Annotated in this window: 15 protein-coding genes; 5 read left to right on the top strand and 10 right to left on the bottom strand. The window is 39.0% G+C overall.

From position 1 onward, the window contains the following. From ACKI5B_RS00605 to ACKI5B_RS00570, 8 genes are all read right to left on the bottom strand, one after another. Positions 1-702 (bottom strand): gluconate 5-dehydrogenase (locus tag ACKI5B_RS00605; protein WP_407425013.1); only part of this gene is annotated, 702 nt, incomplete at its 3' end. 97 nt (positions 703-799) lie between these two features. Next, a complete protein-coding gene (locus ACKI5B_RS00600; RefSeq protein ID WP_407425012.1) occupies positions 800-1,279 on the bottom strand; it encodes a chemotaxis protein CheW in 480 nt (159 codons plus the stop codon). A gap of 11 nt (positions 1,280-1,290) precedes the next feature. Beyond that, positions 1,291-3,390, bottom strand: a complete 2,100-nt coding sequence (locus ACKI5B_RS00595) for a methyl-accepting chemotaxis protein (protein ID WP_407425011.1) — start codon at positions 3,388-3,390, stop codon at positions 1,291-1,293. A gap of 39 nt (positions 3,391-3,429) precedes the next feature. Next, entirely contained in the window at positions 3,430-3,795 is a 366-nt protein-coding gene (locus tag ACKI5B_RS00590; protein WP_407425010.1) for a response regulator, read from the bottom strand. A 4-nt stretch (positions 3,796-3,799) separates the two neighbouring features. Further along, on the bottom strand, positions 3,800-5,047 hold the full coding sequence (locus tag ACKI5B_RS00585) for a protein-glutamate methylesterase/protein-glutamine glutaminase (protein WP_407425009.1): 1,248 nt from the start codon (positions 5,045-5,047) through the stop codon (positions 3,800-3,802). Positions 5,048-5,058: 11 nt separating this feature from the next. After that, positions 5,059-5,940 carry a CheR family methyltransferase gene (locus ACKI5B_RS00580; RefSeq protein WP_407425008.1) on the bottom strand — a complete coding sequence of 294 codons (882 nt, stop codon included), beginning with the start codon at positions 5,938-5,940 and terminating at the stop codon, positions 5,059-5,061. A 2-nt stretch (positions 5,941-5,942) separates the two neighbouring features. Next, positions 5,943-8,057: a chemotaxis protein CheA gene (locus ACKI5B_RS00575; RefSeq protein ID WP_407425007.1), complete on the bottom strand. Its 2,115-nt coding sequence runs from the start codon at positions 8,055-8,057 to the stop codon at positions 5,943-5,945. Next, complete coding sequence (locus ACKI5B_RS00570; RefSeq protein WP_407425006.1) at positions 8,057-8,368, bottom strand: STAS domain-containing protein; 312 nt, start codon at positions 8,366-8,368, stop codon at positions 8,057-8,059. Before ACKI5B_RS00570 ends, ACKI5B_RS00575 begins: the two co-directional genes overlap by 1 nt. 100 nt (positions 8,369-8,468) lie before the next feature. On the opposite strand from ACKI5B_RS00570, the gene ACKI5B_RS00565 reads away from it, so the two are divergent. From ACKI5B_RS00565 to ACKI5B_RS00545, 5 genes are all read left to right on the top strand, one after another. Beyond that, positions 8,469-8,960 (top strand): chemotaxis protein CheW, encoded by a 492-nt coding sequence (locus ACKI5B_RS00565; protein WP_407425005.1) that lies wholly within the window; start codon positions 8,469-8,471, stop codon positions 8,958-8,960. A 79-nt stretch (positions 8,961-9,039) separates the two neighbouring features. Continuing rightward, positions 9,040-10,020 (top strand): P-loop NTPase, encoded by a 981-nt coding sequence (locus ACKI5B_RS00560; protein ID WP_407425004.1) that lies wholly within the window; start codon positions 9,040-9,042, stop codon positions 10,018-10,020. Between the two features lie 18 nt (positions 10,021-10,038). Then, positions 10,039-11,757: a hypothetical protein gene (locus tag ACKI5B_RS00555; RefSeq protein ID WP_407425003.1), complete on the top strand. Its 1,719-nt coding sequence runs from the start codon at positions 10,039-10,041 to the stop codon at positions 11,755-11,757. A gap of 6 nt (positions 11,758-11,763) precedes the next feature. Then, positions 11,764-12,357 (top strand): chemotaxis protein CheD, encoded by a 594-nt coding sequence (locus ACKI5B_RS00550; protein WP_407425002.1) that lies wholly within the window; start codon positions 11,764-11,766, stop codon positions 12,355-12,357. Positions 12,358-12,381: 24 nt separating this feature from the next. Beyond that, positions 12,382-13,068, top strand: coding sequence for a DNA alkylation repair protein (locus tag ACKI5B_RS00545; protein WP_407425001.1), 687 nt, complete (start codon positions 12,382-12,384; stop codon positions 13,066-13,068). Position 13,069: 1 nt separating this feature from the next. On the opposite strand, the gene ACKI5B_RS00540 is transcribed toward ACKI5B_RS00545, so the two are convergent. Together ACKI5B_RS00540 and ACKI5B_RS00535 are read right to left on the bottom strand one after the other, a co-directional pair. Beyond that, positions 13,070-13,480 (bottom strand): UbiA family prenyltransferase, encoded by a 411-nt coding sequence (locus ACKI5B_RS00540; protein ID WP_407425000.1) that lies wholly within the window; start codon positions 13,478-13,480, stop codon positions 13,070-13,072. Positions 13,481-13,820: 340 nt separating this feature from the next. Next, the coding region (locus ACKI5B_RS00535; RefSeq protein ID WP_486401655.1) for a thiamine pyrophosphate-dependent enzyme at positions 13,821-14,340 on the bottom strand (520 nt) is incomplete at its 5' end.

The raw sequence follows: 14,340 nt of genomic DNA, 5'->3' as shown, positions 1-14,340 counted from the left end.
GAGCTCTTCCGGGAGCAGCCAGCGTCCTGCCGGTGTGCGGCCACAGATGAACTGGTCGAAGGGATGGCGGCTACCGTCAGCCTGCTTCTCGCGAAGCGGTGCAGTCTGGGGTGTAGCGATGTATCCCGGGCCAATGCCGTTACACTGAATGTTCTGTGCACCGTATTCTGAACAGATGTTGCGGGTCAGCATTTTTAAGCCCCCCTTTGCAGCTGCATAAGCAGAAACAGTCTCACGGCCCAGCTCAGACATCATAGAACAGATGTTGATGATTTTTCCGTGTCCTTTTGCAATCATGCCTGGCAAAACTGCTTTAGAAACGATGAATGGAGCGTTCAAGTCAACATCGATAACCTGACGGAATTCTTCTGCTTTCATTTCGAGCATAGGAATTCGTTTGATAATACCAGCATTGTTTACGAGGATGTCAACTGTGCCAACATCTTTTTCGATTTTTTTAACTGTTTCCTGAACAGCTGCTTCGTCTGTAACGTCGCAGATATATCCGTGTGCTTCGATTCCAGCTTCTTTATAGTTTTTGAGACCGTTGTCGAGCTGTTCCTGTCCGCGGTCATTGAATACGATTTTTGCACCTGCTGCTGCAAATGCTTTTGCGATAGCAAAACCAATACCGTAAGAAGCACCAGTTACCCATGCAACTTTTCCAGTAAGGTCAAAATCTTTCATTTTGAATTCAGCCATTTGTAGAAATTCCTCCAAAAATTTATTTCGATTGTTTTAAAGAATATAAAACAAACCTTTTAAGGTCAATACGTATTAAGGCGATAAAATAACAAAATTATTCTTTGCTTATCTTTTCACCCAAATTTAATTCTCCAGCTTCTTTAAAAAGCATGCTGGGATTTAAAACAAACATTGCAGACTCATTATATTTAAGTACGCTTGATATAAACTCTGCCGGAATCGGACTGGATAAATCTTTAACCGGTTCTTCTTCAAAAATCTGTACTACATCCTGAACAGAATCTGCTACAAGTCCATACAAAGTAATATGATTTTCATCGTCTTCTTTTGGAGAAGGAACCTCGACTACAATAATTTTTGTGCGTTTGTCGATTTCATGCTCTGTAAGACCAAAACGTTTTCTGAAATTTACAATTGTAATTCCCTGTTCACGAGAATAAATCAGTCCTTCGATATAAGGAAGAGCACAGGGAACTGCCGTCGGATTTGAGAAATTTAATACCTCAAGCACAGAATCAACATCAAGTGCATAAGTTGAATCATCAACAGTAAAGGTTAAATAGTTCGTAATCATAGGCCTTTTTCCTAGAATTCTTCAAAGTCAGCATCATTTATCAAATCAGCAGTAGTTTTTGGCTTTACCGTACCGCTGACCTTTTTTTCAGCTGCCGGCTGTGAAGCTTGTGGAGCTTTTTTTACCGGCTGTGTCTGCACACCGGCAGGCTCTTTTATAGCTGCTTTATTAATTTTCTTTGGAGCAGGTTTTGCCGGTTTGTCTTCCGCTTTAACTTCTACTGGTGCAGATACTGCCTGTTTCTTTTCTTCTTTTTTGGCTTCTTCTGCCGCAGCATGTGCAATCGGAGTTACGACAAAATTTTCGTTTTCGTGACTTCCTGTTTTAAAGAATGCGATTGTCTGAACAAGTCTTTGTGCTTCAGCACTAAGCTCTTCTGCCATGGCAGCCATTTCTTCTGCAGCACTTGCATTCTGTTGAACAACTGTATCCATCTGAATGATTGCTGTTGAAACCTGTCGTGCTCCATTATCCTGTTCACGGCTTGCGGTTGCAATTTCTTCAACCAGTTGTGAGGTATTTTCGATACTCGGAACAACTTCTTTTATAAGCTTGCCTGCATTTTCAGCTGTTTCCAGGGTTTTTGCAGAAATTTCACTGATTTCACCGGCTGCAGCCTGAGTCCTTTCTGCAAGTTTACGTACTTCACCCGCAACAACAGCAAAACCTTTTCCAGCTTCTCCGGCACGGGCTGCTTCAATTGCTGCATTAAGTGCAAGCATATTTGTCTGACCTGCAATATCTTCAATAATTCCGATTTTTTCTGCAATTGTTTCTACAGCTGTAACGGCTTCCTGAACAGCAATTCCGCCCTGCTCACCTTTTGCTGCTGCCATATTTGCAATTTCACTTGTTTTTGCGGCATTATCTGCAGTTTGACGAATATTACTTGTCATCTGCTCCATTGTAGCACTCATTTCTTCAGTAGAAGCTGCCTGTTCACTTGCCCCGGAAGAAACCGACTGACTTGAAGAAGAAAGCTGTTCACCACCAGAACGAACCTGCATTGCTGTTTCACGGACATTTTCAATAGTTCGAACCAGAGAATCAACCATATCGAAAAGAGCATGACTCATCTTTCCAAGTTCGTCTTTTCGTTTAATGAGTTTTTCGTCTTTTTTGACAGTTAAATCACCATCAGCAACAGAACTTAAGATTCCGTAAATTCCGTTGATTGGACGGGCAATCGACGATGCATACAGGAAAGCAATTACGACCCCAATAATGATAATCAGGACAGTAAAAATAGACAGAAGTGTTTCAAGAGTACTGACTGCAGATTCAAAATCACTGGCCGGAGCATTAAGCGCAATTGCCCAGTTTGAAGACTGAAGTGAAGTATAAGCAATGAGGTATGGCTTTCCATAAATACGGATAACCTCGCTGCCGCTTTCACTGTTCATCATTTTTTTAGAAACATTCGCAAGAGATTCATAGCTTTTTTCGGCTGTTTTTGCCAGATGTTCAAAGGTTTCTGCATTTTGTACATATTCTTCGTTATTTGCGTAAATAATAACACCAGTTTCTTTGTTAATGATGAAAGGCTTTCCGTTTATACCGATTTTGAGATTTTCTGCAAAGGTTTTTAAAATCTCTACTGAAATATTTGCTGCAAGAACACCTTTTATTCTTCTGTTATAATCGTACACAGGAACAGAAGCATAAATAGACGGTTCACCACGGGCACTTACAATTGGACCTGAAATAACTGCTTTACCTTTAACAGCTTCCTTATAATAGTCACGATGCTGTATTTCACGGACAATTCCGTCTGAAGTATAAGCATGACCTTCCGTATCAGAGAGAATGAAATATTTTGCGTCTTTACCAACACTTGAAATGTATTCAGCAATTTGAGGTGCTTTTTCCACAACGCTTCCGCTGCTTTTTAACACTGGAAATTCAGCAATTGTACGCAGTGCAATTAAATCAGACTGAAGTGTAACGTCAGCATATTTTGCAACGTTTTCGACCAGAGCTTCCATATTTGTAAGGGACTGTTCCTCTACTGCACCTTTTGTGATAGTGACAGAAATAAGAGACAGTGTTAATGCTGTAACGATAATTACTAGTGAGACAAAAATTGTCATTGCGCTGCGAATACTTTTCATAAGTGCTCCTGTGTGCGAGAAATTTCGCAAGATTGTTAATTAACCGATAATCTTTTTTACGACAGCAATCAGTTTTTCAGAAGTAAACGGCTTTACAATCCAGCCTGTAGCGCCAGATGCTTTACCCTCTTCCATTTTTGACTGCTGGTTTTCTGTTGTAAGTGCAATAATCGGTGTAAATTTATAGCCTTCTGTGGCACGGAGCTGCTTTGTAAGTTCAATTCCGTCCATATTAGGCATGTTAATATCTGTAATTACGAGATTGAATTTATCTGCCTTTGCCTTTGCAAGAGCATCAACACCATCTACAGCTTCAACAATTTCATAACCTTCCTGACCAAGGATAAATGAAATACTTTTTCTGATTGAGTTTGAATCATCTACTGCAAGAATTTTTTTTGACATTTGTTTACCTCCAATGTTTTGTCTTTGCAATATTTAAGATTTCCCCTGCAATGTTCTGCAAAGGGACTATTTTGTCGACTGCACCTGCTTTTACTGCTTCGCAGGGCATTCCATATACAATACAGGTTGCTTCGTCCTGGGCAATGTTGTATGAGCCGGCATCATGCATTTCCTTCATGCCTTTTGCTCCATCATCCCCCATACCTGTCATTATAACACCAATTGCGTTTTTTCCAGCATAACGGGCTGCCGAACGGAACAAAACATCAACTGACGGACGATGACGGGAAACAAGCGGACCGTCTTTTATTTCAACATAATATTCATCTCCTTCACGCTTCAAAAGAAGATGATGGTTTCCCGGTGCAATTAAAGCCTGCCCCCGCTGAACAATATCCCCGTCTTCGGCTTCACGGACCGAAATCTTACATAATCCGTCTAAACGCTGTGCGAACGAAGCGGTAAAATGTTCCGGCATATGCTGAACAATTACAATACCAGGTGAATCAGCCGGCAGCATGGTAAGAAAATCTTTTAGAGCTTCTGTTCCGCCTGTACTTGCCCCGACAGCAACAACAATATCTGTAGTATCAATCGGTGCCAGTGAAGGATTAGGCTTTTCAAGAATTACATCAGCTGAAAGTTTTGGCTGTGGTGATCCCGGATCGCGTTTAAGAGCAGATTTGCTTTCTACAGCTGCCGGTTCTGAAATTGGTTCAAGTTCCTGCACTTCCTCTACATCCTCAATCTGAACTGGAGCAGGCTCCGGCTGTTTAAATCGTGGTGAATCCGCATAAGATGAATGAAGCCTTGCCTGTGAAGGTGTAAGCTGTTTTATTCTGCCATTACAGAGATTTGCAGCACGAACGACATCTGCAAAACGGGTTTTCGATTCTTCGAAGAATTTTTTTGTTCCAACAGATGGTTTTAAAATAATTGCCGCAGCTCCAAGTTCAAGAGCTTTAAATGACTCCGGTGAGCCTTTTTCTACTAAAGCAGAACAGATTACACATGGAATCGGATCGATTGTTTCGTTCATTTTTCGCAGGAAAGTAAGACCATCCATGCGGGACATCTCAATATCGAGAATAATTACGTCCGGGCGTTCTGCCTGAATTTTTCGGACACCGATAATCGGATCCGGAGCAGAACCAATTACCTTAATGTCAGGAATTCCACTTAAAACCTCAGTAATTGTCTGCCTGGCCAGTGCTGAGTCATCTATAATTAATACCTTAATTACTTCATCCATCATTCTGTCCTTTATATCTTCTTAAAGCTCGTCGGCGCAACTGTCTTTAAAGGCAGATCCATTCCAAAAATCGTTTCTGAATGTCCGAGAAATAAATAACCGCCCGGAACAAGATGACTGATTAATTTACGAATTACAGCTTCCTGTGTAGGTTTATCAAAATAAATTAATACATTTCTGCAGAAAATTATCTGCTTTTCGCCTTTTATTGGATAAGAAGAGTCCATAAAATTAAGTCGCTGAAACTCAACTTTGCTGCGAAGTTCCGGTTTTACCCGCACAAGAGGATTTTCTTTATCTTTACTTTTCAAAAAATAGCGTTTCTTCAACTCCATGGATAAATCTGCTACGCTTTCCATCGGATAAACTGCATTCATGGCCTTACCCAGCACATTTGAAGAAATATCTGTTGCAAGAACTGAATATCCGCTAATTGTATTTGGTTTTGTACGCATAAATTCCTGCATGACTATTGAAAGCGTGTAAGGTTCTTCACCACTTGAACAGCCGGCCGACCAGATATTTACGTCTTTGTATCCAAGTTCCGCAAGTTCAGGAAGAGCTTTTTCTGTCATGTACTCAAAATGCTGTTTTTCGCGGAAGAAATTTGTAAGGTTTGTAGTAATTACATTTATCATCAACGCAATTTCTTCGTCACTCTGTGGACCGCCTGCAAAAACATAAGCAATATAATCGTCAAAATTAGACATTTTAAGTGCTTTTAAACGGGATAAAAGCCTTGACTGCACCATAATCTGCTTCTGCTCAGGCATTTTGATTCCAACATTTGACTGAATAAATTCAGCAATTGCATCAAACTGAGCCTTTGAAAGTTCGGGCTGGCTTGCTAGGAAAACCTTTTTTTCTTCTGGTGTAAATGGTTCGTTTGCCATGATTATTCCTTAGTAAGTGTAGCCTTGTGCATAATTTCAGTGAGTTTAAGCACATCGAGAATAAGCGCAACCGAGCCGTCGCCAAGAATCGTTGAGCCGTTAATACCGGCACAATTGTCATAAAGACGGCCGATTGGCTTGATTACAGTCTGATTGCTTCCAAGAATTTTATCGAAAATAAGCCCGATAACTTTTTCATTGTCATATACGGCAACAATTTCCTGTTTTTGCGTAAAAGGTGCATCAATTTTGAAAAATTTGCGCAGATTAATGCACTTAAGTTCCTTTCCATGAAGTTCTGTAGTGATTATTAAATCATCTTTTTGAGCTTCATCAGCTTTATACTGCATACATTCGGCAATTGTATTAAGCGGAACAATACAGCGGGTATTTCCGATTGTTGTGAGCATTCCATCGATAATTGCAAGTGTGAGCGGAATTTTTAAAATAAAGCTTGTTCCTTTGCCTTTTTCTGTTTCGATTGAAACACTGCCTCCAAGCGAAGCAATATCTTTTTTAACAACATCAAGACCAACACCACGTCCTGAAATTGAGCTGACCTGTTTTGCCGTAGAAAATCCCGGATTAAAAATAAGATTATAAATTTCGGAATCACTCAGATTATCTTCTTCTTTGATAAGACCTTTCTGAATACCTTTTGCACGGATTGCTTCTTTATCAAGACCTTTTCCATCATCTTTAATTGTAATTAGAATGAATGCACCTGCATGGCGGGCAGAAAGAGTTACATGACCAAGCGGATCTTTACCGGCCATTGCCCTGTTTGCAGGCATTTCAATACCGTGATCTACAGAATTCCGGATTAAGTGAAGAAGCGGGTCATTAAGTTTTTCGACGACAGTTTTATCGAGTTCTGTTTCTGCACCTTCTGTAACCATTTCAATCTGCTTTTCGAGCTGGCCTGCAAGATCATGAACCGTGCGGCGGAAACGAGAGAAAAGTGTATTTATTGGAACCATACGAAGTCCCATTGAAACATCACGAAGCATTACAGAAATGCGGCCGCACTTTTCGCTCATATTTTTAAAAATGGCATTATCTGTCTTAATTGCCTGCTGTTCAAGCTGAGCATTAAATGTTACCAGTTCGCCAACAAGATCAACGAGCTGGTCAAGCTTTTGAGAGCTGATTCGTACAGTCTGCTGAGAAGCAGCTGCTCCCTGAGGAATTGCCCTTCCTGTATCGGAAAGAGATTTTAAGTGCTGCTGTTCTGCAAGAGCTGACTGAACGCGGTCTTCTGAAATAAGATTTTTATCAACAAGAATTGTACCTAATAATTTGTGCTCTTCGATAATTTTGTCGATATCTTTGCGGTCAATTTCGCGGCGTGCAACAAGGATTTCCCCGATTTTGTTATCTTCGCCTGGAAGTAAATCGATTTTTTCGACTTCGATTTTTGTATCCTGGTCAACGAAAATAAACACGTCCTGAATATCGTTTTCAGTTTTTGTGGTTGTAAGGATAATATCCCATGAAAAATAACACAGTTCACTGTCCATTTCAGAAAGCGGAGGAAGCTCGTTATAGAAAGGAACGACGGTTGCTTTTCCGAGTTCTGTAAGTTCTTTTATAAGAAGTTCAGGGCGGGTACCGTTTTGTATAATAGTTTTTGAAGGGCGGAATTTAATTCGCCATGTATTACTTGGAGCCGATTCTTCACTTTTTTGAACCTGAGCTTTTTTAATGGCTGAAACTGATTCTGCTGAACTTCCGCCATGCTTCTGGATATAAACTTTAAATTCAAGAATCAGACTGTCTGAAACTTTGCGTATTTCTTCTGATACTTCAGTGCCGGCTCCGAGCATATTTCGAATATGATCGCGTGCTTTTAAAGTAAGGTCGATTAATTCGGCTTCAACCGGAATAATTCCGTTACGGACCTGATCAAGTGCCGATTCTACTTCGTGAGTAAATGCAGAAATGTCATTATAGCCGAACATTGCAGAAGAACCTTTAATTGTATGCATTGCCCGGAATACGGCAGAAATAGTTTCGGAGTCAGTTGGATTGTCACTTAAAGTCAAAAGCTGTTCTTCAAGATTATCGAGGAGTTCATTTGCTTCTTCAAAGAAAACTGAATTTAACTGTTCAAGCATTAGCCTATCTCCTCACCTTCTGGAAGTGCATATTCTTCTAAAGAAATGCTGCTCGCTGAAATAAACTCCACGATTACATCTGGAATTTTACCGATTATGAAAAATTCTTTATTTGATTTTTGTGCTTCTTTTTTTGCAGAAACAATTAACTGCACACCGGTGATATCTATATCTTCAACTTCTGAAATATCGAGAAGAATTTTATTATTTTTGAAAGCTGCCAGGAGTTCATCGCGAAGGGCATGAGCCTGTTCAATGCCGGCAGTTCCATGCCACTTTATAGTTACTGATTCTGTTTTTTTTGCAGCCATATAGTGAAAACTCCTGATATTTTTGTGAACTAATGATTTCTGTTGTGAAATTCATCATTCCATATTAAAATATTTTAAGCTAATTTAAGGGAGTCGTCAAATGAAACAAACAAATACTAGTGAAGAATTATATTTTTCTTTTAATCTTGGAGAAGGAATTTTTTCAGTTCCAGTTACTCATGTCAAAGAAGTCTTTAATTTCACCTCTCTTACACCCGTTCCAAATTCTTTACCATACTTAAAAGGTGTCATGAATATTCGCGGCTCTGTTGTTTCTATCATTGATTTACGCAGACTGTTCGGCTTCAATCCAAGTGAGGATTTTTCAACAACTTCAGTCATTGATCTGGAACTTCCTCAGGAAAATGACAAACCATTCGAATTTTCAATTATTGCCGACAGTGTTGATGTTGTAAGTTCACTCACAATGGTTCCAGCCGATTCTGTTTCTTACGGAATTCCGGAACAGCAGCGTCACTTCGTAAAATCAGTTGCACGCAGAGGAGAAAGTTTTATTCTTGTATTGGATTTAGAAAAAATTATCGGATTTATAGAAAGTGACGTTGAAACAGCAAAAAATTCAAATTTTTAAGACGTTCACCAATAATTCTCTATAATTAACAGAAATTTATCTTTATTTTTGACAGAATTTGCATTACAATTTTTAAGATATGGTTAATATTCTCCCTATTGCCAGCGGGAAAGGCGGAGTCGGCAAAAGTTCTACTGCAGTAAACCTTGCTATTACTCTTGCTCAAAAAGGAAAGCGTGTTATTCTCTGTGATTTTGATTTTGGCGGGGCAAATCTGCATACCCTGCTAGGTTTAAAAAATAATCACGCAGGCATGGGAAATTTTATTTATAAACAGGCAGCTGAACTGACCGAGCTTTTACAGGAAACTGGAATTGAAAATTTAAAATTTATCGCCGGTGACTGTCTTTATCCCGGCACTGCAAATATGGACGCTTCAACAAAGCGAAAAATTATCCGTAAACTTAATTCTCTCGATACAGATTATGTAATTCTTGATCTGGGAGCCGGAACCACCTACAACACACTGGACTTTTATTTAACAACTTACAACTCAATTCTTGTTACAACCCCAGAAATTACATCAGTTTTAAATGCATATTCTTTTTTAAAAGCTGCTTCATTCAGATTTTTTATGCAGCAATTTAAAGCCCGAAGTGAAGAAAGGCTTTTTATAAATGACTATATCAAAAACAGTACCTCAGGCACCGAAACTTCTTTCATCGATTTAATCGAAAAAACTTCGCAGACTTTTACACAGACAACTGCTGAACCTCTGTCTGAACTTGCAAAGTACAGACCGCAGGTAATTGTAAATATGGGCGAAACTGCCCAGGATCTGGACATGGCTAAACGACTTCGTTCGCTTGTTCAAAACAAACTTGGAATCAAAATGGATTTCGTTGGATTTTTGCCAAAAGATGAGCGGGTCAGTTATGCTGTTGCTTTAAGAAAACCGCTTGCACTCACCGATCCGCAGTGCAAATTTGTTAAAGCAATAGAAACGGCTGCCGGCCGGATTTTGCAGCATTCATACGAATATAACGAAATGGAAATGTTTGACAATGGAAATTTTTCGGATGAAGATTTAAATAATCTCTCCGCAGAATTTACTGAATAAAAATTAAAGGAATACTTTATGGAACTTAACGACGCTGTATCAAGAATTAACTCAATCAGTTCAAAATCAGAAAGCACATTTCTCCAGCTTGGAAATTTGTTTCCTATGCTTATGAACCGCAACGGACATACTTCCCTTCAGTCTTTACGTGATATGCTTTCAAAACTCAATTATGCTCAGGACGATTCTGCAGCAAAAGAAAAAGAAGTTTTTATTGATTACAGTGCAAAATATAATCCGCTCTTTGATAAACTTAATCAAAAAATCGATGATTTAAGCAAACTTGATAAAATGATTGCCGGCATAAAAGAGGATTCAGAGCAAATGAGTCTGATTGCTTTAAATGCCATGGTAGTTTCAATCAAATCTGGTGAAAAAGGTCAGGCATTCAGCCGCATTACCGAAAATTTACAGCGTCTTTCCGGTGATATGAGCCTTTTTGCAGATAAACTCAGCGAAGAAGAATCACACCTTATTGAATACATTAACGGCCTTAAATCAATTTTTTCAGGAATCATAAATTCTCAAAAAAATCTTTCATCTCAGGGATCTGAAAATTCTTCTGATGTAAAACGGCTGATTTCAAGCGTTACGAGCCCGCTCACAACCATGGAAAATCAAATTGATTCGATTTACACGCCGATTCAAAAAGCTATGGAAGGCTTGCAGCTGCAGGATATTATCAATCAGTCTTTACAGCATGTTGTCAGCTGTATCAGCGAAATTACAAATTCCCCGGTTCCAGCAAGCGGTTCAGACGAAGAACTGGATTACATTTGTTTTAATATTTCACTCTATGAACTTGCCTGTGATGTTCTTGATGATATTAACGAACATGTAACAAAAAGTTACTCGATTTTCAATTCAAACTGGCAGCAGGTTATCGAAATTCTTGATTCAATCGATAATTCACGCCTTGATTTTGAGTCACGCTTTTTAAACAATTTTTCTGCAAGCTTTGACAATATCGACAAACGGCTCACAACTGTAATCGAAAATTTCCAGAACCTTCTTAACGAGTTTAATAATTACCATCTTGTACAGAAAGATTTACTTCATACCTGTCAGAATATTACACAGAGAGCACGCACAATTTATTCAGTCTTTGACGGACTTCGTCCGGTTATGAGCCGCTTACATCACGTGCGTATTTTACAGCAGATTGAAGTATCTAAAAACGATGCGATAAAATCTGTTCAGGATTCTGTTACAGACATGGACAATCTTATTAATTCGGCTAATACCTCTCTGGATGAAATGCAGACACTTCTTGAAAATTTCATTCAGGATACCAGTAATATGCTCGAAAGTTTTACCACATCAATTAACATCGACAATAAAAATATGCTGACTCTGCGTGAAGATAAAGAAAGATTCTTTGAAGAACTTAAAGCCGGTAAAAACAATTTAAATAACATCATTTCAAACTTCACTGTCTTCCCGGAAGGATTCCAGAACAAGTGTGTTGTTGTACAGCAGAATCTTATGGATTTTGGAAAAATAGCAAATGATATCACCGATTTTATTTCAGCATTAAAAGATTCTCAGCAGACACTTCTTACAAAGAAAGCTTCTCTTATTAATGAACGGGGTATTTCAAACTGGGAAATCAGAAGCGACAAATTTAAAGACGTTATCAAACATTTTACCATCACAGCACACAAAGAAGCTGCGGGTAAAATTGCCGGTTTCGACATAGAAAAGGGTGCAGCTTCCGGGGAAGTTACATTCTTCTAAATAAAAATGAATACATATTTCGACTCGCATTTTAATAAAAAGATAATCACTATTTACCCTGGAGAGTATTACGCTTCCAGTGGTCCTGAAATGATTTCTACAGTTCTCGGCTCGTGCATAAGTATTGCCCTTTATGATGATGAAAATAAAATCGGCGGAATTAATCATTTTATGCTTGCAAAAGATACCAGCATAGACAACGCACAGGGCGAAGTTCTAATGGGTAAATTCGGCGAGTATGCCATCGATTTACTTATAAAAGATTTAGTCGCAAAAGGCGCAATTCTTGAAAATTTAAGTGCGAAAGTTTTTGGCGGAAGCAATGTTTTTAATCAAAATGAAAACAACGGAGCACAGGTTGGAGCCACAAATATTAAATTTGCTTTTGATTATCTGAAACAGTTAAAAATTCCTGTAACAAAATCAAATACAGGCGGAAACCTGCCAAGAAAAATTTTTTTTGACCCGGAAACATCAAAAGTTTACATGAAATATATTAACAACACAAATTTTGAAGGTGACAGCCTTAAACAAAAAGAAGAATCATACATTCAGGAAATAAAAATAAAAGAAGTTAAAAATCTTTTTCCGGATGATTAATCATAATTCAGGCGTTATTTTCCCATGACTGAACTGCAGAAAAAATTATATACCCTTTCTGACTCAAAATACAAAGACTTCAATGCAAAATTAATACCAAATGTGGAATCAGATAAAATTATAGGTGTGCGTACTCCAAAGCTTCGTGAAATTGCAAAAGAATTGTTCCGTTCCGGAAACTACCAGATATTTTTACACTCACTCCCACATGAAAGTTTTGAAGAAAACCAGATTCACGGATTTCTGATTGAACAGATAAAAGATTTTGATGAATGTATTACAGAACTTAATAAGTTTCTGCCTTTTGTAAATAACTGGGCAACCTGTGATCAGTGTACACCGAAAGTTTTTAAGAAAAATACCGAAAAACTTCTCTCGATTATAAAAAAGTGGATTAAAGTAACTCCTGATAAAAAATCAGAATATCAAATCCGTTTTGGAATCCGCATGATTATGTGCTTTTATCTTGATGAAAATTTTAAAAGTGAGTATTTACAGCTTGTTGCCGATATAAAATCAGATTTATATTACATCAACATGATGACAGCATGGTTTTTCGCAACAGCTCTTGCAAAACACTGGGAAGAAACACTTCCTTTCATTAAAGACAAATCAATCTTAACTGACTGGGTGCGCAGAAAAACAATTCAAAAAGCCTGCGAAAGTTTCAGGGTAAGTGATGAGCATAAGCAGATTTTAAGAAGTTTATAAATTAAATTTTTCCTGTTTTTATGAACCTGTCTGCAGTCTCTGTGCCATAAACCTCTGCAATTTCGTTCCATGCAGCTGTAAAATTTCCGTCCGCCATATCCTGGAAAGCTTTTTGAAGCAGAAATTCAGGTTCATAATTATAGCCTTCACCCAGTGATTGAATGAACAATTCATTTGGAATCCGCTTTCCAAAGAAAAGTCTATCCGCTTCAGAATCATTATCGTTATCGCTGCAAAGAAGTTCTTCGTCTATGTCACCTTTGCCGGATAAAGTCCGCTCCATATCACGGTCAATTTCGCGGTCGATTAAATCGTTAAGTTTATCGTTCATAAAAGCACCCATAGCGGATTTTTCTATCGAACGGGCAAATTCTTCCGCATCAAAAATATGTTCTGGATCCTGAATTATCATATTTGACCTTCCCTGGAATTATATTGTACCACATATTCAGAAAGAGTTAACAAAAAGGAATAAACTATGCGGGCAAAACTGATTTTCGAAGGACTTTCCTCACAAGTGGCGTTTTTGCTTAGACAGTTTCGCTTGACTTTGCAAGATTTATCATATTCTTTCGACTTTCTACAGATAAAAAAACGCCGTCCCCTTCAGTACAAAGGAAACGGCGTTCGCATTTCCGCTATGGTTTTAACCGCACCAAAGGTGTCGGTTCAGGCTGATTTGACACGCCTGCCGTCAGGCAGGTCGTGTCATAGTGTTTTACGCTGACACTCTAAAGTGTGCAGCATAAAACTTATTTGTACAACTCAACCAGCTTCTGCAGGTGAACGAATCTAGCCTTAGCAGCCTGTTCGTTGCGGTCGAAGAGAACTTTTGCACGTTCAGGGAACTTGCGTGTAAGTGCACTGTAACGTGTTTCATTGTTAAGGAATACCTGGTAAGTTCCGTCACCTTCTTTAGAAGTGAGTGTGAACGGATTCTTGCCTTCTGCTTTAAGAGCAGGGTTGAAGCTGAACAGGTTCCAGTAGCCGGCTTTTACGGCTGCCTTCATTTCGTCCTGACAGTGGTTCATACCACCCTTAACGCCGTGCAATTCACATGGAGCGTATCCGATGATGAGGGATGGACCGTTGTAGGCTTCCGCTTCCTGGATGACTTTGAGAGCCTGTGCAGGGTTAGCGCCGAGAGCAATCTGTCCGACGTACACATATCCGTAGCTCATAGCGATTTCAGAGAGGGACTTCTTGCCCATCTCTTTACCAGCAGCCGCGAACTGGCAGACTTCACCGATGTTGGAAGCCTTAGACGCCTGT

The sequence above is a fragment of the Treponema sp. genome, from assembly GCF_045657965.1.
In the GTDB taxonomy this organism is placed as follows: Bacteria; Spirochaetota; Spirochaetia; order Treponematales; family Treponemataceae; genus Treponema_D.
The sequence above is the reverse complement of the archived record's forward strand: the minus strand, read 5'-3'. Positions and strand labels throughout refer to the sequence as shown.

Bases quoted from the DNA above. Each gene is read 5' to 3' on its own strand.
- ACKI5B_RS00580 (WP_407425008.1), bottom strand. From the start codon at position 5,940: ATGGCAAACGAACCATTTACACCAGAAGAAAAAAAGGTTTTCCTAGCA.
- ACKI5B_RS00540 (WP_407425000.1), bottom strand. From the start codon at position 13,480: ATGATAATTCAGGATCCAGAACATATTTTTGATGCGGAAGAATTTGCC.
- ACKI5B_RS00600 (WP_407425012.1), bottom strand. From the start codon at position 1,279: ATGATTACGAACTATTTAACCTTTACTGTTGATGATTCAACTTATGCA.
- ACKI5B_RS00565 (WP_407425005.1), top strand. From the start codon at position 8,469: ATGAAACAAACAAATACTAGTGAAGAATTATATTTTTCTTTTAATCTT.
- ACKI5B_RS00560 (WP_407425004.1), top strand. From the start codon at position 9,040: ATGGTTAATATTCTCCCTATTGCCAGCGGGAAAGGCGGAGTCGGCAAA.
- ACKI5B_RS00570 (WP_407425006.1), bottom strand. From the start codon at position 8,368: ATGGCTGCAAAAAAAACAGAATCAGTAACTATAAAGTGGCATGGAACT.
- ACKI5B_RS00585 (WP_407425009.1), bottom strand. From the start codon at position 5,047: ATGGATGAAGTAATTAAGGTATTAATTATAGATGACTCAGCACTGGCC.
- ACKI5B_RS00595 (WP_407425011.1), bottom strand. From the start codon at position 3,390: ATGAAAAGTATTCGCAGCGCAATGACAATTTTTGTCTCACTAGTAATT.
- ACKI5B_RS00590 (WP_407425010.1), bottom strand. From the start codon at position 3,795: ATGTCAAAAAAAATTCTTGCAGTAGATGATTCAAACTCAATCAGAAAA.
- ACKI5B_RS00575 (WP_407425007.1), bottom strand. From the start codon at position 8,057: ATGCTTGAACAGTTAAATTCAGTTTTCTTTGAAGAAGCAAATGAACTC.
- ACKI5B_RS00555 (WP_407425003.1), top strand. From the start codon at position 10,039: ATGGAACTTAACGACGCTGTATCAAGAATTAACTCAATCAGTTCAAAA.
- ACKI5B_RS00550 (WP_407425002.1), top strand. From the start codon at position 11,764: ATGAATACATATTTCGACTCGCATTTTAATAAAAAGATAATCACTATT.
- ACKI5B_RS00545 (WP_407425001.1), top strand. From the start codon at position 12,382: ATGACTGAACTGCAGAAAAAATTATATACCCTTTCTGACTCAAAATAC.